Consider the following 19,035-nt stretch of genomic DNA (forward strand, 5'->3'; position numbering starts at 1 on the left):
ACGCCCCCCCGCCGCCCAAACACCCCGCCCACAAAACCCCCCGGGGGGACACATCGCCCCCAATTCGGCCCTTGGATTGGGCGCTAAGTGACCCCGCGTTGCTTTTTGACGGGGTTGCTGTTAAACGCAGGAATCCCCGCCCACCGGAGTGGACGGGGATTCCTGGAAATGCAGTGTTACTTGAGGGTAACGGTGGCGCCAGCTTCTTCGAGCTGAGCCTTTGCCTTCTCGGCAGCTTCCTTGGTGGCGCCTTCGAGAACAGCCTTGGGAGCGCTGTCAACCAGGTCCTTGGCTTCCTTGAGGCCGAGGGAGGTGATGGCGCGAACTTCCTTGATCACTGCGATCTTCTTGTCGCCAGCAGCTTCGAGGATGACGTCGAAGTCAGTCTTCTCTTCAGCTTCCTCAGCAGCAGCGCCACCGGCGGGGCCGGCAACAGCAACAGCAGCTGCGGTAACTTCGAAGGTCTCTTCGAAGAGCTTGACGAACTCGGAGAGCTCGATGATGGTCAGTTCCTTGAAAGCTTCAATGAGCTCTTCGTTGCTGAGCTTCGCCATGGTTGGCGTCCTTCCTATAAAGGTGGCCGGGGGCTGAATGCCGTCCGTTCCACCGGAGTCTTTTTGGGAGAGAGTTAGTTCTCTTCGGCAGCGGCTTCGGCCGGAGCCTCTGCTGCTTCTGCGGCCGGAGCTTCTTCAGCGGCGGGAGCTGCGGCTTCAGCCGGAGCACCGTTCTCTTCTTCAAGCTTGAGGCGCAGTGCGTCGATGATGCGTGCAGCAGCGGCGGCAGGGGCCTTGAGGACGCCTGCAACCTTGGCGAGCTGCAGCTCGCGGGACTCGAGTGCTGCCAGGGCAGCAACTTCGCTGGCGTTCAGTGCCTTGCCCTCGAAGTAACCGGTCTTGATGACCAGCTGCTTGTTGGCCTTGGCAAAATCCGTCAGGCTCTTGGCAGCTGCAACTGCGTCACCCTTGATGAACGCGATTGCAGTGGGGCCGGCGAGCTGGCCGTCGAATGCTTCGACACCAGCTTCCTTGGCTGCAATGGCGGTCAGGGTGTTCTTGACGACCGCGAACTTGGTGTCCTGGCCGAGAGAAACACGCAGCTGCTTGAGCTGTGCAACGGTGAGCCCACGGTATTCGGTCAGGACAGCGGCGTTCGATTCCTTGAAATCGTTAGTGATCTCAGCTACTGCTGAAACCTTGGTAGGCGTTGCCATAACCCTCCTTCCGGGGATAGTGCCGGTTTTCCGGGTCCCCGCTCAGGTGAGCTAAAACTAAAAACGCCCCGCGCAGATGCACGGGGCTTGGCTCAACGCTGTTCAAACAGCGGAACTTTGCTTCGTTCACCTGCGCCGGCCGCCCTATGTTCAGGGTCCTTCGTCCGGAAACCCACTGGCTCTTCCGCACACAACTGCAGAGTTGAGCTGAGCTCGAAAGAGTGGGAATCCAACAACCGACGGTCTTTGGTAGTTCAAGCTTACGGGACGGCTCAGGGGATAACCAAATCGGCCCGGCTCGTCCGGGGGCTGGCCCGCCGGGGGTGCTAAATCCTGCCGGCCCCTAGCTCCGGCTCGGTCCCAGGTCCGGCAGTTCCTTCTGCCAGATCCCGGTGACTCCCGCCGTCGTGAACCCCAGCTGGTGGTTGACCGTGAGCAGGTACCGGTTTTCCGGTGCGTTCCAGGTGTAGATCACCCGAGCAGCGGGGAACTGCTCTGTGAGGCGCTCCATGTTGGCCACCTTGATGAGCAGGCCAAGCTTGTTGCCGCGGTGCGCCTGCAGCACCACGGTGTCGTCCTGGAAGACCACGTCCTGCCGCTGTGCCAGGACGCTGATGGTGGTGAGCCCCACGAGCGTCTCCGTGGCGATATGTTCGACGGCGGTCACCACCGTCCGCCGTCCCTGACTGATGGTCACTTCCTCGGCTTCCCGCAGGATCCGCGCGTCGAAAACTATGTCATCGGTCCCCTCAACCGGTCCGGCGTCACCGCCGGCCTGGTTTTCGAGGGCGGCCACCGATTCCAGCCAGCGCTCCGGGCAGCGGTCGGTCCAGTGGTGCAGCCGGTAGCGGCCGTTGTTGGCTTCCTGGGCCTCCGCCTCGAGCTCCGCCACCAGCTTGCTGTCCAGCGGCAATGCGCACGAGCTGAACTGCTCAATGTGCTGCAGCGTGTAGCCGGTGCGCTGGGCAAAATCCACCTCGCGGCTGCCCAGCGGCACGTAGCCCTGCCCCGACCCGGGCACCAGCTGCTCTGGCGCGAATTCGTGCAGGGAAGCCCCGGGATGGTTGGTATCCACCAGGATCATGGTGCGGCCCTCGTTCCGGGCGAAGTGCTCCGCGGCCTCGAGCAGCTGCCGGCCCACGCCCTGGCGCTGGTATTCGGGGAGGATGTCCAGCGTGAATTCGGCAAGGTCCAGGTTGTCGGCGAGGGGAAGCGCGATGTCCACGGTGCCCACGATTTCGTCCTCGACCTTTGCCACGAGGATCACCTGGCGCTCGTAGGGGTCGTCCAGTTCAAGGAGCTTTTCCATCGGCGTGTAGGCGAGGTCGTCACTGCCCCAGGTATCCATCCGGACCTTGCGTCCCACCTCCACCGCGGCGAGGAAATCCGCTGCGTCGGCAGCGTCCACGGAGTCCGGAATATACAGCCGCTCGATCCGCACGTTTATTGCCATCATCCCCAGCCGTTTCCGCCGCTCGCCTGCAAGGCTGCGGGATTGAGTCCCGGTGTATCCGTCGCCAGCATATGCCGGTTAGCGCTGGCGCTGCCACTCACCGTCGTACCCTGCCGGACGGAATCCCAGGGCAAGGTTGATGGCCAGCATGTGGTCATTCTCGGCGGCGTTGAAGGTCAGGACCCGCTCGACTTCGGGATGCTCCTGCTGCAGGCGGCGAAGGTTGAACACCTTCACCAGCATCCCCAGCCGGTGCCCGCGGTGCGTTTTGGCCACCAGGGTGTCGTCCTGTTCGGCCAGCCACGGTTTTTCGCCCGAGTGCTGCAGCACGGAATAGGCGGCCAACTCGCCGCTCACCTTGTGCCGGGCGACTGCCACCAGCGACTCCAGGCCTGTCCGTTTCCACTCGTCCTCGACGTGCCGGACACGCCGGGCGTCCCAGACCTCGGCGTCGTAGTGCAGCGCGCCGGCCGGGGTATCCGTGCTCATCCGCGACATGAGCACTGCCATCTGCTCCACGTACTCGTCCGGGCAGCGGTCCGTCCAGCCGAGGATCTGGTACCCGTCCCCGGCGACGCCGGCTGCCTCGCCTTCCAGCGCGTCCAGGACACCGTCCGACGGCGGCATGTCCAGTGCGCTGAAACGCGTCACCTGTTCGAGGGTGTAACCGGCCGCCAGGGCGAACCGTACGCCGCGTGCCGCGGCCGGGACCCCGCCCGTGCCCGTTCCGGGCTTCAGCACCCCCTCACCGTCCGGGTCGAACCCGGGCGCGTGCTCGGTGAAACTCTGCAGGGTGCTGCGGCCGTCCTCCGCCGCCAGTGCCTCCGCATGCCGGAGGAGGGCCTGGCCGATGCCGCGGCCGCTGAACTCATTGAGGACATCCACCCGGACAAACGCATCCTGGAGGTTTTCCTTTTGCGTAAGCCTTATCCAGGACCTCGCCACCATGCGGCCGTCCAGCCGCACGAAGATGAGCCGCAGCTTCGCGTAGTCGTCGTCCCGCCACCCCTCCAGCCGGGCCCTGCGGGGCGCTGCCCGGTCCAGGTTGCCCCAGGTCTCCAGCACAAGGTCGTCGCTGAGGCGGCTGAACTCGAGGAAGTCCATGGCGTCGGCAGCGTCAAGGGACGCAGGCAGGAACAGCGGCTCGATCCGGTAGGAGGGCGTCGTCACCGGATCAGCCTAACTGCAACCTCCTGCGTCCGACAGAGTGCCCTGGCTTGTCAGCGGACTGCCGCCAGAGCAGGCGCTAACGCAAAAGGACCGCCCGGCAAATGCCGGGCGGTCCTTTTGTGCCGGCCGGATATCCGGCCGTGGGTTCAGGAAGCTTAAGCCTCGATGAGAACCTTGGTGACGTTGGGGTCAACGGAGATGCCCGGACCGAACGTGGTGGCAACCGTTGCCTTCTGGATGTAGCGGCCCTTGGAAGCGGACGGCTTCAGGCGGAGCACCTCTTCGAGGGCGGCGGCGTAGTTCTCGGCCAGTTTGACGGCGTCGAAGGAAACCTTGCCGATGATGAAGTGCAGGTTGGAGTGCTTGTCCACGCGGAAGTCGATCTTGCCGCCCTTGATGTCGTTGACAGCCTTGGTGACATCGGGGGTGACGGTGCCGGTCTTCGGGTTCGGCATCAGGTTACGCGGGCCCAGTACCTTACCGAGGCGGCCAACCTTGCCCATGAGGTCAGGGGTGGCTACGGCTGCGTCGAAGTCGGTCCAGCCGCCGGCGATCTTTTCGATCAGGTCGTCGGAACCAACGAAGTCGGCGCCGGCAGCGATTGCTGCTTCGGCCTTCTCGCCCGTGGCGAACACCAGAACGCGGGCGGTCTTACCGGTGCCGTGGGGCAGGTTGACCGTGCCGCGGACCATCTGGTCGGCCTTGCGGGGGTCAACGCCCAGGCGGAAGGCAACCTCAACGGTGGCGTCGAACTTGGACGGGTTGGTGTCCTTGGCGAGCGTTACTGCCTCGAACGGCGCGTAGAACTTCTCCGCGTCGATCTTGGCGGCGGCTGCCTCATATGCTTTGCTGCGCTTTGCCATGCTGCTTATTTCTCCTTGTGCAGTTGTGGTCTGCGGACCGCGCTGGGCCCTGCCACAGCCGCTGGTCCGGCGGTTTTATCCGTACGGAACTTGCGGCATTTCAATTTTTCAGTGGTGCCGGTTTCCCGGCGGTGCTGCCCGGCGTCGTTCCCGGTTTCCCGGATCCGGCGCCGCATCAGCGGTGGGGAATTAACCCTCGACGGTGATGCCCATGGAGCGGGCGGTGCCGGCGATGATCTTCGCTGCGCCTTCGAGGCTGGTGGCGTTGAGGTCTTCCATCTTGGTGGAGGCGATCTCGTTGACCTGGGCCTGGGTCAGCTTGGCAACCTTGACGGTGTGCGGAGTAGCCGAACCCTTGGCGACGCCTGCAGCCTTCTTGATGAGCTCTGCAGCCGGCGGGGTCTTGGTGATGAACGTGAACGAACGGTCTTCGTACACGGTGATTTCAACAGGAATAACGTTGCCGCGCTGGGCTTCCGTCGCAGCGTTGTACGCCTTGCAGAATTCCATGATGTTGACACCGTGCTGGCCAAGCGCAGGACCGATCGGCGGGGCCGGGTTAGCGGCACCTGCCTGGATCTGCAGCTTGATGAGGCCGGTGACCTTCTTCTTGGGAGCCAATGTAGGGTCCTTCTCTCAAATGCGTCCTGGGACACAGGAGCGTGCCTCAGGTGGTTGACCGCCATGGCGAGGCGGTCGGCCGTTCCGAAACTGCTAAGCGGGCCGTTCCGGAACGAAATCTATGGTGATCAGCTAGATCTTGGTGACCTGGTTGAAGGCCAGCGTGACCGGGGTCTCGCGTTCGAAGATGGAGACCAGCACCACGAGGGTCTGGGAATCCACCTTGATCTCGGAGATCGTGGCGGGAAGGGTCTCGAACGGGCCTTCCTTGACGATGACCGACTCGCCGACCTCGAAGTCGACGTTGACCGGGGCGGCAGCCTGCTTGGCGGGCTTGCCCTTCTCCGCCTGCTCCTCTTCGAAGACCGGGGCGAGCATGGAGAAGACCTCATCGAGGCGCAGCGGCACGGGGTTGTGGGCGTTGCCCACGAAGCCGGTGACACCCGGGGTGTGGCGGACGGCGCCCCACGAGGCGTCGGTCAGGTCCATGCGGACCAGCACGTAGCCGGGGATTCGGACGCGGTTGATGACCTTGCGCTGAGCGTTCTTGATCTCAACGACTTCTTCCATGGGAACCTGGATTTCGAAGATGTAATCTTCCATGTCCAGGGTCTGGATGCGGGTCTCAAGGTTGGCCTTGACGCGGTTCTCGTAGCCGGCGTAGGAGTGGATGACGTACCAGTCACCCTCCTGGCGGCGCAGCTTGGACTTGAACTCTTCGGCCGGGTCGGTGGCCTGGGCGGCAGCAGCGGCCAGGACGTCGGCCCCTTCGGCGCCTTCCCCGGCGTCCTCTCCGGTCACGTCGTCGGCCTCATCGGCGTCGGTCTCGTCGTCTTCGGAAGCGTCAGCGTCGTCTTCAAAATCGGCGTCGCCTTCGGAATCGGGCGCAGCAGACTCAACCTCGGAGCCCTCAGCGGACTCAGCCGCGGGGTTCTGGGTTTCATCCAGCTCAGTCTCAGTTACCTCGAGCTCCTGCTCAGACACTTGGTCTCCTGCTTCCTCATTGCCTAATTGCCTATTTAAATGGCTCAATTCCGCACACCCCGTAACTCCTTGCCGAATCCGGCCGGAGTCCACGCAGTCTGCGGACCGATCGCCTTAGCGGTCCGTGGCGCCTGTACCGCTGAAGACCCAGCTCACCGCGGTGCCGAACGCCAGGTCCAGCAGAGTGACGACCACCATCATGATGACTACGAATACGAGCACCACGAGCGTGTAGTTGATCAGTTCCTTGCGGGTGGGGGCGACGACCTTCTTCAGTTCGCCAATGACCTGGCGGACGAAGAGTGCGATGCGAGCGAAGAAGCCGGCCTTGGCGGCCTTCTTGGCTGGGCGGCCCTTGGAGCTGCTTGCAGCTGTTTCGGTCACCTGTTCCTCACTCATCCTCGCAAGTCGGATTACCCGGCTCTGAACTGAACCTTTGTTTGCTGCGCTTGCTCCGGCTTTTCGCCGGAACAGCCTGCGCAGGGCAGACAGGACTCGAACCTGCAACCTGCGGTTTTGGAGACCGCTGCGCTACCAATTGCGCCACTACCCTATGGATCGAAAACCGATGGAGGCCGCACTTTTCCCCAAGGCCATCTGGGGCGCACGCCATCATCCGTGTTTTCAACACCGGAGAACCAGTCTACGCAACAACTGCGCTTACGTCGAACCAGCCTCGTTTCGGATCGTTTTCAGCTTCTGGATCCGCGCCGCACCGCAGTCACAAATCCGTGTTCCACCTCGAACGATCCGGTGAACAGCATAGAGTAGATTCCGTCGAAATCCACCATTCAGCTCACCAGCTGCAAGCGAAGAACGGACCCGCCATGTCTTCCGCCCGCGTTTCCCAACGCATTTCCGCCATTGCCGAATCCGCCACCCTGGCTGTCGACGCCAAGGCCAAGGCGCTGAAGGCGGCCGGCCGGCCGGTGATTGGCTTCGGTGCGGGTGAGCCCGACTTCCCCACTCCGGACTACATCGTCCAGGCCGCCATCGACGCCGCCAGCCAGCCGAAGTACCATCGCTACTCCCCCGCCGGCGGCCTGCCTGAACTGAAGAAGGCCATCGCCGAGAAGACGTTCCGGGACTCCGGCTACAAGGCCGACCCATCACAGGTGCTGGTCACCAACGGCGGCAAGCAGGCCGTCTACAACACGTTCGCCACGCTGGTGGATCCTGGCGACGAAGTGATTGTCCCCACGCCGTTCTGGACCACGTACCCCGAGGCCATCCGCCTCGCCGGCGGCGTCCCGGTGGAAGTCTTCGCCGGCCCGGAGCAGGACTACCTGGTGACCGTGGAGCAGCTCGAAGCAGCCGTCACCGACCGCACGAAGATCCTGCTGTTCGTCTCGCCGTCGAACCCCACCGGCTCCGTCTACTCGCCCGAGCAGGTCGCCGAAATCGGCAAGTGGGCCGCCGCCAAGGGCCTGTGGGTTGTCACCGACGAGATCTACGAGCACCTGACGTACGACGGTGTTCCGTTCACCTCCATCGCCACCGCCGCCCCGGAACTGGGCGACAAGGTAGTGATCCTCAACGGTGTCGCCAAGACCTATGCGATGACCGGCTGGCGCGTGGGCTGGATGATCGGCCCCGCCGACGTCATCAAGGCCGCCACAAACCTGCAGTCGCACGCCACCTCCAACGTGTCCAACATCCCGCAGATCGCGGCCCTGGCAGCCGTCTCCGGCCCGCTCACCGCGGTGGACGAGATGAAGGTCGCCTTCGACCGCCGCCGGAAGGCCATCGTGGACGGGCTCAACGCGATCGAGGGTGTTGAATGCCCGACGCCGAAGGGTGCCTTTTACGTGTACGCGGACGTCCGCGCGCTGCTGGGCAAGGAATTCCCGACGGCGAACGGTACCGTCCGCCCGGAAACCTCGGCGGCGCTGGCCGCGCTGATCCTGGACGAGGTGGAGGTCGCCGTGGTTCCGGGCGAGGCCTTCGGCCCGTCCGGCTACCTGCGGCTCTCCTACGCCTTGGGCGACGAGGACCTCGCCACCGGCGTCGGCCGCCTGCAGGAGTTCCTCGGCAAGGCCCAGTAACCCAAACCCTCCCGCAGATCCTGCAGGAAATCCTCAGACGCTCCCGCACCAATTATTTTTGGTGCGGGAGCGTTTGCCTTTGGGCGGCAGGACGTGAGGAAGGGTTTGGGGAAAGGCGACGGGACGTGAGGACGCGTCTCGGCTAGAGGAGACGGCGTTCGGCGGCCCACTTGGTCAGTTCGTGGCGGCTCGACAGCTGCAGCTTCCGGAGCACGGCCGAGACGTGGGTTTCGACGGTTTTGATCGAGATGAAGAGCTCCTTGGCCACCTCCTTGTAGCTGTAGCCGCGGGCGATCAGCCGCATCACCTCGAGTTCGCGGGCGGAGAGCTTGTCCAGTTCGTCGTCGGCGATGTCGGCCGGAGCGGTGCCGAAGGCGTCCAGGACGAAGCCTGCCAGCCGCGGGGAGAACACGGCATCGCCGCCGGCAACCCGGAACACGGCATCGGTGATCTCCGCACCGGAAATCGTCTTTGTAACGTAGCCGCGGGCACCGGCGCGGATCACGGCAACCACATCCTCGGCGGCGTCGGACACGCTCAGGGCAAGGAACCGTGTTGTCCCCAGCAGGGCCGCGGAACCGGTGATGACTTCCCGGCCTCCCCCGCCGCGGCCGCCGGGCAGGTGCACGTCCAGCAGCACGACGTCGGGCCGTGCAGCGGCGATCACCTCGACGGCCTGCTCCACGGTGCCGGCTTCCCCGATCACCACCACGCTCGGGTCCAGGTCAGCCTTCAGGCCGGACCGGAAGATCGCGTGGTCATCCACGATCACCACCCGAACGCTTCTTCCCGCCGGGCCTGCCCCTGCTGGTGTACTCATGACTTCCCTTCCCCGTTGTCCGCAACGTCCGCAGGCAGCCTGAGGCGCACCTCCGTGCCGTCGGGTCCGCTGTTGATGACGGCGTTGCCGCCGTGCCGCTTCATCCGGCCAACGATTGATTCACGCACGCCCAGCCTGTCGTGCGGGACCGTGTTCAGTTCGAAGCCCGGGCCGCGGTCCTTGACGAAAACTTCCGCGCCGCCGTCGGACACCTCGAGGTAGACGGAAACAGGACCGCCGCCGTGGCGGGCAGCGTTCAGCATGGCTTCACGGCTGGCCTGGACCAGCGCGTCGTGGCGTTCGGTCATCTCCGTGTCGCCCACGGTCACGACGTCGACGGCGTTTCCCAGCCCGTCCTCAACCTCGGCGGCGGCGGTCTTGATCCGGTCCGAGAGCTGGCCGGCCTCGCGGGCGGGGTCCTTGAAGAGCCAGCCCCGCAGTTCGCGCTCCTGGGCCCGGGCCAGGCGGACGACGTCGTGCTCGTTGCCGGCCCGCCGCTGGATCAGGGCAAGCGTCTGGAGGACGGAATCGTGCAGGTGGGCGGCGATCTCGGCCCGCTCGGTCTCCCGCACGCGTCCGGCCCGTTCGGTTTCGAGGTCACGCCAGAACTTCAGGCCCCAGGGCAGCAGCACCAGCGCCACGCCGCCCAGCACGGCCACGGACGCGAGCAATGCGAGCCAGGTCTGCTGCCAGGAGCCGGACCCCGACACCATGACCAGCACCCCGGCAACCACGAGCGCCAGGCCCGCAGCCAGACGCGCCCAGCCCCCGGCCTGGTCCGCTTTGGTTTTATCCACGAGCCCGGCCCGGCGGGTTTCATCCAGCTGCATCCAGGCAATCGCCGCGCCGCCCAGTATCGCTGCCGCCGGGATCAGCGTGCCGAGGGGCACCTCCACGCCGAGCAGCCTGGCGATCAGGATCGCGGCCACGAGCAGGAGCCCGGCGCCCAGCAGAATCTCCTTGCCGTAGCGCATACTCCGGATCCGGAACCAGGCCCCGGGAGCGGCGGCAGGCGCCGGGGGCTGGGAGGCGGCGCCGGCGTCGTACTCCCCCGCAGGCGGCGGGACGGCAGGTAACGGGACAGTTCCCGGGGAAAGGGCGGGGGCCGGGCCGGACTGCAAGCTCACGGGCGGCAGGCTCACGGCAGGGGCAATGGGCGACGCCGGGCGGCGGGCATTGCGCTTGGCGTTCTCGTCCGCGGTGGGAACCATAATCCACAGCCACGCGTAGAACGCCAGCCCCGCGCCGCCCGCGAAGGCGGCCACCACCATGCCGATCCGGACCATGCGCACCGGCCAGCCAAGATGGACCGCCAGGCCGGAGCAGACGCCTGCGATCACGCGGTCGCTGCTGCGAACCAGAGGCGGGCGGACGGGGGCTGTGGTCATGCATCAATCCAAACACGGATCAGGGTTGCCGGGCCCCGTTGTGAGGGTGAACCCGGGGTAAGTCAGGGACGGCTCAGGGTGTTCCCCAATAGAGGACTGACCAGCGCAAACGGCAAGATCGAAGTATGAACTCGCAGAACCCCAACCCCAATGAAGGCCAGCCGGGCACCCCGCCCGAGGGCGGCAGCGGCCAGGAACCGGAGCACCCCGCAGAGCGGGAATACGCCGAGCCAGAAAATGCTGAGTCGGAAAGCCACGCTGCCACGGATAACTCTGAGCGGGAAAGCCACACCCCGCCGGAGAACCCGACGGAGCCGCTGTTCCCGACCCCCGCCGCGGACCAGCCGCCGCACACTTCCGCTGGAGACACCCCGCCTTCCGGAACGCACGCCGGAACCCACGCCGGGCCCTCCTACGGCGCTCCCGGCTACGGCGCTCCGGGCTACGGCCGCACCGCCCAGCCGCTGACCTTCTTCGACTGGATCCGCAGCCACGGCATCCACCGGGGACGCGACCGCTGGATCGGCGGCGTCTCGAGCGGCATCGCGGAAAGGATGGGCATCGACCCGCTGATCGTGCGCGGCATCTTCATCGTGCTGACGCTGTTCGCGGGCATCGGCGTCCTCCTGTACGGCCTGGGCTGGGCCCTGCTGCCTGAGCCCGACGGCCGGATCCACACCCAGGAGGCGGGCGCCGGCCGCTGGAGCACCGGCATGACGGGGGCACTCATCACCTCGATCGTCGGCCTCACCGGCATAGGCGGCGGCTTCTGGGGATGGGGCCACGACGGCTTCGGCTTCTTCTGGGCGCTGTTCTGGATCGGCGGTCTTATCTACTTGATCTACTTCCTGACGCAGCGGAACAAGAACCGCAGCGGAGCGCCGATGGGCAGCGCCACCGGAAGCCGGGCCGCCTACGGTTACGCAACCCCCGGGAACCCGCCGGCGGCCGCCACGGCGGGATCCACAACAACGCCGTCATCCTTTGCCGCCGGCAACCACACACCTGCCCAGCCCTATACGGTTCCGCCGACCCCGGACGCCATCCCCTCCTACAGCCAGGCAAGCCAGTACGGCCAGGCAGCCCCTTATGGCTCTGGAGCTCCCACGGCCCCCTACGGCGGCGGCCTTCCGCCGCGCCGGCCAGCTCCGGTTCCGGTGCCCGCACCGGCACCCAAGTCGCGGCCCACCGGCCCCGGCGCGCCGGCCATAGCCATCACCGCCGGACTGGCCCTGCTGGCTGGCGGAACGCTCAAAGCGCTCGACGCCGGCAACCTGATTGATCTCGGCGATTCAGCCAACGCCGTGGTCTGGGCAGCCGGTGCAGCGGTCCTGGGCCTTGGCATCCTGCTGGCCGGAATGCGCGGCAGGACCTCGGGCGTCCTCGGGTTCTTCGCCGTGGTGGCGCTCATCGTCGGCGGCATCTTCAGCGCCGTTCCCAACGGAGACCGGTTCCGCTTCCAGAATGCGGACTGGAATCCGGTCACCCTGGAACAGGCCCGCCAGGGCTTCCAGATCACCGGAGGCCGGGGAACTGTGGACCTGACCGGCCTGAACCTGAACCCGCCCCTGAGCACCGACGTCGTGATCCCCCTCGATGCGACGGCAAGCAACGTGACGGTCATCATTCCGCGCACCGTGCCGGTGGATGTCCGGGCCGACATGACCCTGGGCAACCTGAACGAGGGCACGGACAGCCGGGGCGGCATCACCTCCCGGCAAAGCAGCTACAACTCGGACAAGCCCGGCGCCCGCCTGATCCTCCAGATCGACGGCACCGTTAGCAACATCGCCATCCAGGAAGGAAACTGACATGAGCAGTTTTGATCCCTCGCCGGAACCAAACCCTGCACCCAAACCATCCGTCCCGGGCATGGACGAACCCGCCGAGGCGCCGGCCCGGGTAGGAACCATCGTCTGGGGGCTGGTGGTCCTCGCCCTGGCCGTCCTGATCGTCATCTCGCAGCTGGGGATTGTGGTCCTGAACGGGACATATGTGCTGATCGGCCTGATGATCGGAGCCGGGGCAGCGTTGGTGGTCGGCGGGCTCCTCTCAGCGCGAAAACGTGACAACAGCACAACAAACGGGAAGTCTTGAACCATGGAAAAGTTCTTCAGCATTGTCAGGGGCCTTGGCCTGAAGCGCGGACCGCAGCGGTGGCTGGGCGGCGTATGCGGCGGAATCGCCGGGAAGCTGAATGTGGACGTGGCATTTGTCCGGATCGCATTCCTCCTGTTCTGCCTGCTGCCGGGCCCGGCAGTCGTGTTCTACCTCGCAGCGTGGCTGATCCTGCCGGACCAGAACAACTCGATCGCCCTTGAGTCGTTCCTCGAAAAGCGTGGCATAGGCCGGTAGAGCCCTTCGCGGCAGCCGCCGTCGTCAATTCGTACAGTGCCCCCGTTCCCGCCGGAACGGGGGCACTGTGCTGTCCCGGACCCTACCGGCCCCGGCGTCCCGAGCCGGGGACTGGACCCCTCGGGGGTGTAATCGTTTGTGTCCTACCCCACACTCCCCACTAGAATCTCTAATTGAGCTCAGCGTGGCGCTCTGCCCGTAAAACCTTCGAACCAGGATTTGAGCCAAGAAAATGAAAATCGGAATCCTCACCAGCGGCGGCGACTGCCCCGGACTGAACGCCGTCATCCGCGGCGCCGTCCTCAAAGGCATTGCCATCCATGGCCACGAATTCGTGGGGTTCCTCGACGGTTGGCGCGGCGTGGTGGAGGGTGACATCATCCCCATCCCCCGAACCCTTGTCCGCGGTATTGCCAAGCAGGGCGGCACCATCCTCGGCACATCCCGCACCAACCCGTTCGAGAACGGCGGCGGGCCGGACGTCATCAAAGCCCACATGGACCGGCTGGGCATCGACGCCATCATCGCCATCGGCGGCGAAGGAACCCTCGCAGCCGCCAAGCGCCTGACGGATGCCGGCCTGAAGATCGTCGGCGTCCCCAAGACGGTCGACAACGACCTTGACGCCACGGACTACACCTTTGGCTTCGACACCGCCGTGCAGATTGCCACCGAGGCCATCGACCGGCTGCGGACCACCGGTGAATCCCACCACCGCTGCATGATCGCCGAGGTCATGGGCCGCCACGTCGGTTGGATCGCACTGCACGCCGGGATGGCCTCCGGTGCCCATGCCATCCTGATCCCGGAGCAGAAGGTCAGCATCGAGCAGATCACCAAATGGGTGACCGAGGCCCACGCCCGTGGCCGTGCACCGCTGGTCGTGGTGGCCGAAGGGTTCGTTCCGGAGCACATGGAAAGCCCGCACTCCGAGCGCGGCCTGGACACCTTCGGCCGTCCCCGGCTGGGCGGGATTGCCGATCAGCTGGCCCCGGAAATCGAAGCCCGGACCGGCATCGAAACCCGCGCCACCATCCTGGGCCACATCCAGCGTGGCGGCGTCCCGTCCGCCTTCGACCGGGTGCTGGCCACCCGGCTTGGCATGGCCGCCATCGACTCCGTGGTGGAGGGGCGCTGGGGCACCATGGTGTCGCTGAGCGGCACCGACATTGACCACGTGGGCTTCGAAGCCGCCCTCGGCAAGCTCAAGACCGTCCCTCAGCACCGCTACGACGAGGCCGCGGTCCTCTTCGGCTAAGCCGGCACCCCGCCTGCTCATAGCGCGAACGTACAGCTGTGGCCCCTTTTCCGCACGGATTTGGGGCCACAGCTGTACGTTCGCGCTGGGACCGTGTGGAGCGGGCTCGCGGGGGCCGGGATCGGTAGGCTGGGACCATGAGTCTTGACCCCGGATCAGCCGCCATCATCCAGCTTGCCTGGGCGCGCCGCCTGGGGCTCGACGACGGCGCTTTCGCCAGCGCGCTGGAAACCGGCGAGCGGATCACCAGGGTCGATGACGCCGCGCGCTCGGTCGAGTTCGTCCGGCTGTTCGGCAGCTCGGCCCTGGTGGGGCCGCAGTGGGCACTGGACGCCGCGGCCGGCGTTTCCGACGAGGAGATGGCCCAGCACGTCACCCTGCTGACCATCACGCGCCGGCACGGAGGCCATGGCCAGGGCTCGGCCGCACTCTTCTTCGCCGACGACCTGCCGCTGCTCCAGCCCGCGGAGGAGCTGACGGTATCGCACGGCAACCCTGAAGCTATTGAGCTCGAGGGCCTGTGCCCGCCCGATGACGTGAACGAGGTGGGCCTGTCCGACCTCGAGAACCGCTACACCATCATTCACGACGACGAAGGGCAGCGGGTGCCTGTGGCCTGCGGCGCCTACTCCGAATGGGAAGGCATCCTGGCCCACATGGGCGTTCTGGTGGCACCCGAGTGGCGCCGGCGCGGACTGGGCTCGCTCGCGGCGTCGGTGGCCGCCCACGAAGCCTTGGCCTCGGGGCTGACTCTGCAGTGGCGCACCGACGTCAGCAACAAGGGTTCGCTGGCCACGGCACGCAGCCTGGGCTTTTCCACCGGCGGCATCCAGACCAGCGTGCTGCTCGGCCAGCCGCATCGGGCCTGACCGGCGGCCGGCGCCCCACGCGGGCCGCCGCACCCCCGCGGGGCCGCCACATGCGCTAGCGCGTCGTCGCTTCCGCGTCCTGGCCGGCCGCCGGCCGCTGCCCGCCCCAGCCCTGGACTGCTTTGGGCTTGGCAAAGAACAGGGCAACAGCGGCGCCGAGCACGATCACAGCCGCCGGCAGCATGATCGACTGGCCCATCGCCGTCGCGAAGCCGTCATGGAGCGCGGGAGGCAGCTGGCCGCCGAAGCCGCCGGCCTCGCCGCCGCTACCGGGCGCCCCGCCGGGTGCCGCCGGAAGTTCCGCGGCGAGCCGTGCCTGCATGAGCACGGCGATGGCGGCACTGCCGAGGACAGCCCCGATCTGCCGCGTCGTGTTGTACACGCCTGCACCGGCGCCGGCCTGCCGCATGGGCAGGTTGCGGGTGGCAGTGGAGCTCAGCGGGGCCCAGATGCCGGCATTCGCGAATCCAAGTACCGCGCTGGGCAGCAGGAACAGCCATACCGGGGTGTCCGGATGCATGAGTGCTGAATTCCAGAACAGGGCCACGGCCATCAGGAGCAGGCCCGTTGACGTGATGTATTTGGGGTTCACCCGGTCGATGATCTTGCCCACCAGGGGTGCGAGGCCGCCCGAAATCAGTGCCATGGGCGCCATCATCAGGGCAGACTGCGTGGGGGTCATGTCCCGCACGATCTGGTAGTAGAAGATGAGCGGGAGCCCGAAGGCGGTGACGGTGAAGCCCACCGTGGTGATCCCGATGTTCGCCAGCGAGAAGTTGCGGTCCCGGAAGAGGCCCAGCGGAAGCAGGGGCTCGCCCTTGTTGGCCGCCTGCCAGCCGACAAACAGCCCCAGCACCACAATCCCGCTGATGATCAGCCCCCACACCGTCACCGGACCGGTGATGGTGCCCCAGTTGTACGTCTCGCCCTCCTGGATGCCAAAGACAAGGAGGAAAAGCCCGACGGCGCTAAGCACCACGCCGGGGATGTCGAACCGGTGCGGGTGGGTGGTGAGGGACGGAACGAAGCGCAAGGCAAGGATGAAGCCCACGATCCCGATGGGCACGTTGATGAAGAAGATCCACTCCCAGCCAAGCCCGTCAACGAGCACGCCGCCCAGGATGGGCCCCACCAGCGTGGCCACACCGGCGGTGGCGCCCCACAGGCCCATCGCTGCTCCCCGCCCGTCCGGCGGGAAGATCCTGGTGATCACGGCCATGGTCTGCGGCGCCATCAGCGCTGCGCCGAGGCCCTGCAGCACGCGGGCGGCGATGAGCATCCCGACCGTTCCGGACAGCCCGCACCACAGCGACGCGAGGGTGAAGACCACAAGGCCGGCCAGGTACAGACGCTTGGGACCGAACCTGTCGCCGAGCCTGCCCGTGATCAGCAGCGGCACGGCATACGCCAGCAGGTAGGCGCTGGTGACCCAGATCACGGCGTTGATGTCCGTATCCAGCCCCTCCATGATGCGCGGGTTGGCCACCGAAACGATGGTGGTGTCGATCAGGATCATGAAGAACCCGATGACGAGGGACCAGAGGGCAGGCCAGGGCCTGGTGACGTTCTCCAAAAGTTCAGCCCAGCAATTCCAGGATGTCGTCGCGGGCGAACATCCGGGCGGCGTCACGCGCCGACGGGGAGCCGGCGTCGGGATCTGCTCCCGCGTCGATCAGTGCCCTGGCCACGTCCGCGTAGCCCTTGAACACTGCGCCGGCCAGCGGGGTCTGTCCGCGGTCGTTGGCAGCGTTGGCGTCACCGCCGTGGTGCAGGATGAGCTGCACGGTCTCGGCGTGGCCGTGGTAGGCGGCGAGCATGAGCAGCGAGTCGCCGGCGTAGTTGGTCATCGTGGCCGGGGCGCCTGCGTTGAGGTAGCTGCGCAGCAGCTCGGTGTCGCCGTTCCGGGCTGCGTCGAAGAGGCTGTGCGCCAGCGCGAGGGTTTCCTCATCGGGCCCCTGCGAAGCGGGCTGCTGCGAGGCCTCGGGCGCCTGCGAAGCGGGTTGCTGCGAGGCGTCGGGCGCGGTGGAGTCTGTCATCTGTGGGTCCCCCTCAGGAATCCTGTCTGCCTTCCGACGACCTGTCCGGCGTCGGGCGCCACGATCACTTCCTGCGCGGCTGTGTACGGTTCATCCCCGTCCATTACCGTCAGTATTTCATCCGCGGCTACCGAACGCTTGATGACTGCCAGCGCGATGGGGCCCATCTCGTAGTGCTGTGCCACGGACGTAACGGTGCCCACCTTGCGCTCCCCCACCCGGACTTCGCTGCCGGGGGCGGGCATGGTGTGCTGGGAGCCGTCGAGCTGCAGGAACACAAGGCGCCGCGGCGGGTGGCCAAGGTTGTGGACGCGGGCGATAGTCTCCTGGCCTTTGTAGCAGCCCTTGGCCAGGTGCACGGCGGTGCGGAGCAGGTCCAGTTCGTGCGGAATGGTCTTGTCGTCCGTTTCGGCCCCGAGCCGCGGACGCCAGGCGGCCACGCGCAGGGCTTCGGCGGAGAGAACGCCGGCGAGCTTGCGGTCCCCCACGGTCTCTTCGAGCTCGGCGGCGGGCACGAGGTATTCAAACCACGGGCGGTCGGCGCCGGGGTGGGTGTCTTCCGGGACCACGGCGTAGGAGTAGCCGCCCGCCCCGACATGCGGCCAGGGGTCCTGCCACACCAGCTGGCCGGACCATTCGGGCACGGCCCTGGTGGATCCCACCACAGCCCACCCGGCCGACACGTCCGCCACCTCAACGCGGAGCATGAACTTCATCTTGGTCAGCCACTCGGCGAGGGGTCCCGCTTCGGCCGCCTCGACGATCAGCCAGGTGGTCCCGCCGTCGTCCACCACGCGCGCATCGAACTCGATGCGGCCCTGGACACTCAGGAGCAGCAGTTCGCTGGATTCACCGGGCTGCAGGTTGGTGACCTGCTGGGAGGACAGCGTGTTAAGCCAGCTCAGGCGGTCCGGTCCGGTGACCGTCACCACGCCGCGGTGGGAAAGATCGACGACGGCGGTTCCGGACGCCAGGGCGCGCTGCTCCCGCAGGGGCTCGCCATAGTGGGACGCGACGCCGGCGTCGGCGCCGCCCGCTTCAACGGCGCCAGGGCGCGACAACAGAGGGCTCTTGGTAGTCATATGAAGGGGAACGTCCTTGGCTGGGAGGGTATTCCGGCCACCTAGCGGTATTCCGGGTTTTCGAAACCGAATTTGGTTCCGGCCTTCCATTCTTCCGGAAGGTTGCCGTAGGCGGGAATTCCGCCGGCGTCCTTGAGCGTGCGGGCCAGGTGCAGGAGGTTCCACGTCATGAACGTTGTGTTCCGGTTCGTGAAGTCGCTCTCCGGGCCGCCCGATCCCTCATCGAGGTAGCTGGGGCCCGGCCCGACCGGGCCGATCCAGCCGGCGTCGGCCTGCGGCGGGATGGTGAAGCCGATGTGCTGCAGGCTGTACAGGACGTTCATGGAACAGTGCTTGATGCCGTCCTCGTTGCCGGTGATCAGGCAGCCGCCCACCTTCGGGTAGAAGGCCCACTGGCCCTTCTCGTTAAGCTGGCCGGAATGGGCGTAGAGCCGCTCGATGAGCTTCTTGGTCTGCGAGGAGTTGTCACCCAGCCAGATGGGTCCCGCCACCACCACGATGTCCGCTTCTTTCACAGCCGGATACAGCTCGGGCCATTCATCGGTCGCCCAGCCATGCTCACGCATGTCCGGGTACACGCCGCTGGCGATGTCGTGGTCGACGGTGCGGATGACCCGGGTGGCCACGCCCTGCTTCTCCATAATCAGCCGGCTCACCGTGATCAGGCCCTCGGTGTTGCTCTTTTCCGGCGACCGCTTCAGCGTGCCGTTAAAGTAGACGGCTTTGAGGTCGCTGTAGTCAGCCGGGGGCTGGGACTCATCCATCGGACACTCCATCGGGTTGCTGCGGACTCAGGTTGTGGGACCTGAGGCCAAAGTAGCCCAAGGGAGCGCCGGCGAACAGAGCAGGCGAACAGTGCCCGCGGACGCAAGGGTGCGGAA

20 protein-coding genes and 1 tRNA gene are annotated in these 19,035 nt (G+C 66.3%); 6 read left to right on the forward strand and 15 right to left on the reverse strand.

Annotated elements, in window-relative coordinates; all coding sequences use genetic code 11:
• Positions 1–176: 176 nt before the first annotated feature.
• The 9 genes from rplL to ACFVTE_RS08275 all read right to left on the reverse strand — a co-directional run bounded on the left by rplL (position 177) and on the right by ACFVTE_RS08275 (position 6,854).
• Positions 177–554: a 50S ribosomal protein L7/L12 gene (gene rplL / locus ACFVTE_RS08235; protein WP_003803837.1), complete on the reverse strand. Its 378-nt coding sequence runs from the start codon at positions 552–554 to the stop codon at positions 177–179.
• A gap of 74 nt (positions 555–628) precedes the next feature.
• Positions 629–1,210, reverse strand: a complete 582-nt coding sequence (gene rplJ, locus ACFVTE_RS08240) for a 50S ribosomal protein L10 (protein ID WP_076801202.1) — start codon at positions 1,208–1,210, stop codon at positions 629–631.
• A gap of 343 nt (positions 1,211–1,553) precedes the next feature.
• Positions 1,554–2,663, reverse strand: coding sequence for a GNAT family N-acetyltransferase (locus tag ACFVTE_RS08245; protein WP_387099737.1), 1,110 nt, complete (start codon positions 2,661–2,663; stop codon positions 1,554–1,556).
• Positions 2,664–2,741: 78 nt separating this feature from the next.
• Positions 2,742–3,833 carry a GNAT family N-acetyltransferase gene (locus tag ACFVTE_RS08250; protein ID WP_387099030.1) on the reverse strand — a complete coding sequence of 364 codons (1,092 nt, stop codon included), beginning with the start codon at positions 3,831–3,833 and terminating at the stop codon, positions 2,742–2,744.
• 155 nt (positions 3,834–3,988) lie between these two features.
• On the reverse strand, positions 3,989–4,696 hold the full coding sequence (rplA, locus tag ACFVTE_RS08255; RefSeq protein ID WP_331572376.1) for a 50S ribosomal protein L1: 708 nt from the start codon (positions 4,694–4,696) through the stop codon (positions 3,989–3,991).
• Positions 4,697–4,885: 189 nt separating this feature from the next.
• The gene (gene rplK, locus ACFVTE_RS08260) at positions 4,886–5,317 is read right to left on the reverse strand and encodes a 50S ribosomal protein L11 (protein WP_003803853.1); all 432 of its coding nucleotides are present in this window, start codon (positions 5,315–5,317) and stop codon (positions 4,886–4,888) included.
• A 132-nt stretch (positions 5,318–5,449) separates the two neighbouring features.
• Positions 5,450–6,301 carry a transcription termination/antitermination protein NusG gene (gene nusG / locus ACFVTE_RS08265; protein WP_387099033.1) on the reverse strand — a complete coding sequence of 284 codons (852 nt, stop codon included), beginning with the start codon at positions 6,299–6,301 and terminating at the stop codon, positions 5,450–5,452.
• Positions 6,302–6,415: 114 nt separating this feature from the next.
• On the reverse strand, positions 6,416–6,700 hold the full coding sequence (gene secE, locus ACFVTE_RS08270) for a preprotein translocase subunit SecE (RefSeq protein WP_387099035.1): 285 nt from the start codon (positions 6,698–6,700) through the stop codon (positions 6,416–6,418).
• A gap of 81 nt (positions 6,701–6,781) precedes the next feature.
• Positions 6,782–6,854, reverse strand: a tRNA-Trp gene (locus tag ACFVTE_RS08275).
• 274 nt (positions 6,855–7,128) lie between these two features.
• On the opposite strand from ACFVTE_RS08275, the gene ACFVTE_RS08280 reads away from it, so the two are divergent.
• Positions 7,129–8,346, forward strand: a complete 1,218-nt coding sequence (locus tag ACFVTE_RS08280; RefSeq protein ID WP_387099037.1) for a pyridoxal phosphate-dependent aminotransferase — start codon at positions 7,129–7,131, stop codon at positions 8,344–8,346.
• Between the two features lie 142 nt (positions 8,347–8,488).
• On the opposite strand, the gene ACFVTE_RS08285 is transcribed toward ACFVTE_RS08280, so the two are convergent.
• Positions 8,489–9,166: a LuxR C-terminal-related transcriptional regulator gene (locus tag ACFVTE_RS08285; protein WP_387099039.1), complete on the reverse strand. Its 678-nt coding sequence runs from the start codon at positions 9,164–9,166 to the stop codon at positions 8,489–8,491.
• A complete protein-coding gene (locus ACFVTE_RS08290) occupies positions 9,163–10,554 on the reverse strand; it encodes a PspC domain-containing protein (RefSeq protein WP_387099041.1) in 1,392 nt (463 codons plus the stop codon). The genes ACFVTE_RS08285 and ACFVTE_RS08290 overlap by 4 nt, the downstream gene beginning before the upstream one ends.
• A 125-nt stretch (positions 10,555–10,679) precedes the next feature.
• Between ACFVTE_RS08290 and ACFVTE_RS08295 the strand changes: the two genes are divergently transcribed.
• From ACFVTE_RS08295 to ACFVTE_RS08315, 5 genes are all read left to right on the forward strand, one after another.
• On the forward strand, positions 10,680–12,365 hold the full coding sequence (locus ACFVTE_RS08295; protein ID WP_387099043.1) for a PspC domain-containing protein: 1,686 nt from the start codon (positions 10,680–10,682) through the stop codon (positions 12,363–12,365).
• 1 nt (position 12,366) lies between these two features.
• Positions 12,367–12,651 (forward strand): hypothetical protein, encoded by a 285-nt coding sequence (locus ACFVTE_RS08300; RefSeq protein ID WP_387099045.1) that lies wholly within the window; start codon positions 12,367–12,369, stop codon positions 12,649–12,651.
• A gap of 3 nt (positions 12,652–12,654) precedes the next feature.
• Positions 12,655–12,909: a PspC domain-containing protein gene (locus ACFVTE_RS08305; protein WP_354257740.1), complete on the forward strand. Its 255-nt coding sequence runs from the start codon at positions 12,655–12,657 to the stop codon at positions 12,907–12,909.
• A gap of 232 nt (positions 12,910–13,141) precedes the next feature.
• Positions 13,142–14,167, forward strand: coding sequence for a 6-phosphofructokinase (locus ACFVTE_RS08310; protein ID WP_387099047.1), 1,026 nt, complete (start codon positions 13,142–13,144; stop codon positions 14,165–14,167).
• A 137-nt stretch (positions 14,168–14,304) separates the two neighbouring features.
• Positions 14,305–15,036 (forward strand): GNAT family N-acetyltransferase, encoded by a 732-nt coding sequence (locus ACFVTE_RS08315; protein ID WP_387099049.1) that lies wholly within the window; start codon positions 14,305–14,307, stop codon positions 15,034–15,036.
• A 55-nt stretch (positions 15,037–15,091) separates the two neighbouring features.
• Here ACFVTE_RS08315 and ACFVTE_RS08320 read toward each other — a convergent pair whose 3' ends face one another.
• From ACFVTE_RS08320 to ACFVTE_RS08335, 4 genes are read right to left on the reverse strand one after another with little or no spacing between them, the layout of a single operon-like run.
• Positions 15,092–16,609, reverse strand: coding sequence for a DHA2 family efflux MFS transporter permease subunit (locus tag ACFVTE_RS08320; protein WP_387099051.1), 1,518 nt, complete (start codon positions 16,607–16,609; stop codon positions 15,092–15,094).
• A gap of 4 nt (positions 16,610–16,613) precedes the next feature.
• Positions 16,614–17,072 (reverse strand): ankyrin repeat domain-containing protein, encoded by a 459-nt coding sequence (locus ACFVTE_RS08325; RefSeq protein WP_387099053.1) that lies wholly within the window; start codon positions 17,070–17,072, stop codon positions 16,614–16,616.
• The gene (locus ACFVTE_RS08330) at positions 17,069–18,154 is read right to left on the reverse strand and encodes a YgfZ/GcvT domain-containing protein (protein WP_387099055.1); all 1,086 of its coding nucleotides are present in this window, start codon (positions 18,152–18,154) and stop codon (positions 17,069–17,071) included. Before ACFVTE_RS08330 ends, ACFVTE_RS08325 begins: the two co-directional genes overlap by 4 nt.
• A 41-nt stretch (positions 18,155–18,195) precedes the next feature.
• The gene (locus ACFVTE_RS08335; RefSeq protein WP_387099057.1) at positions 18,196–18,918 is read right to left on the reverse strand and encodes a flavodoxin family protein; all 723 of its coding nucleotides are present in this window, start codon (positions 18,916–18,918) and stop codon (positions 18,196–18,198) included.
• Positions 18,919–19,035 lie beyond the last annotated feature (117 nt).

The sequence above is a fragment of the Arthrobacter sp. NPDC058097 genome (assembly GCF_042884885.1).
Taxonomy (GTDB): Bacteria; Actinomycetota; Actinomycetes; order Actinomycetales; family Micrococcaceae; genus Arthrobacter.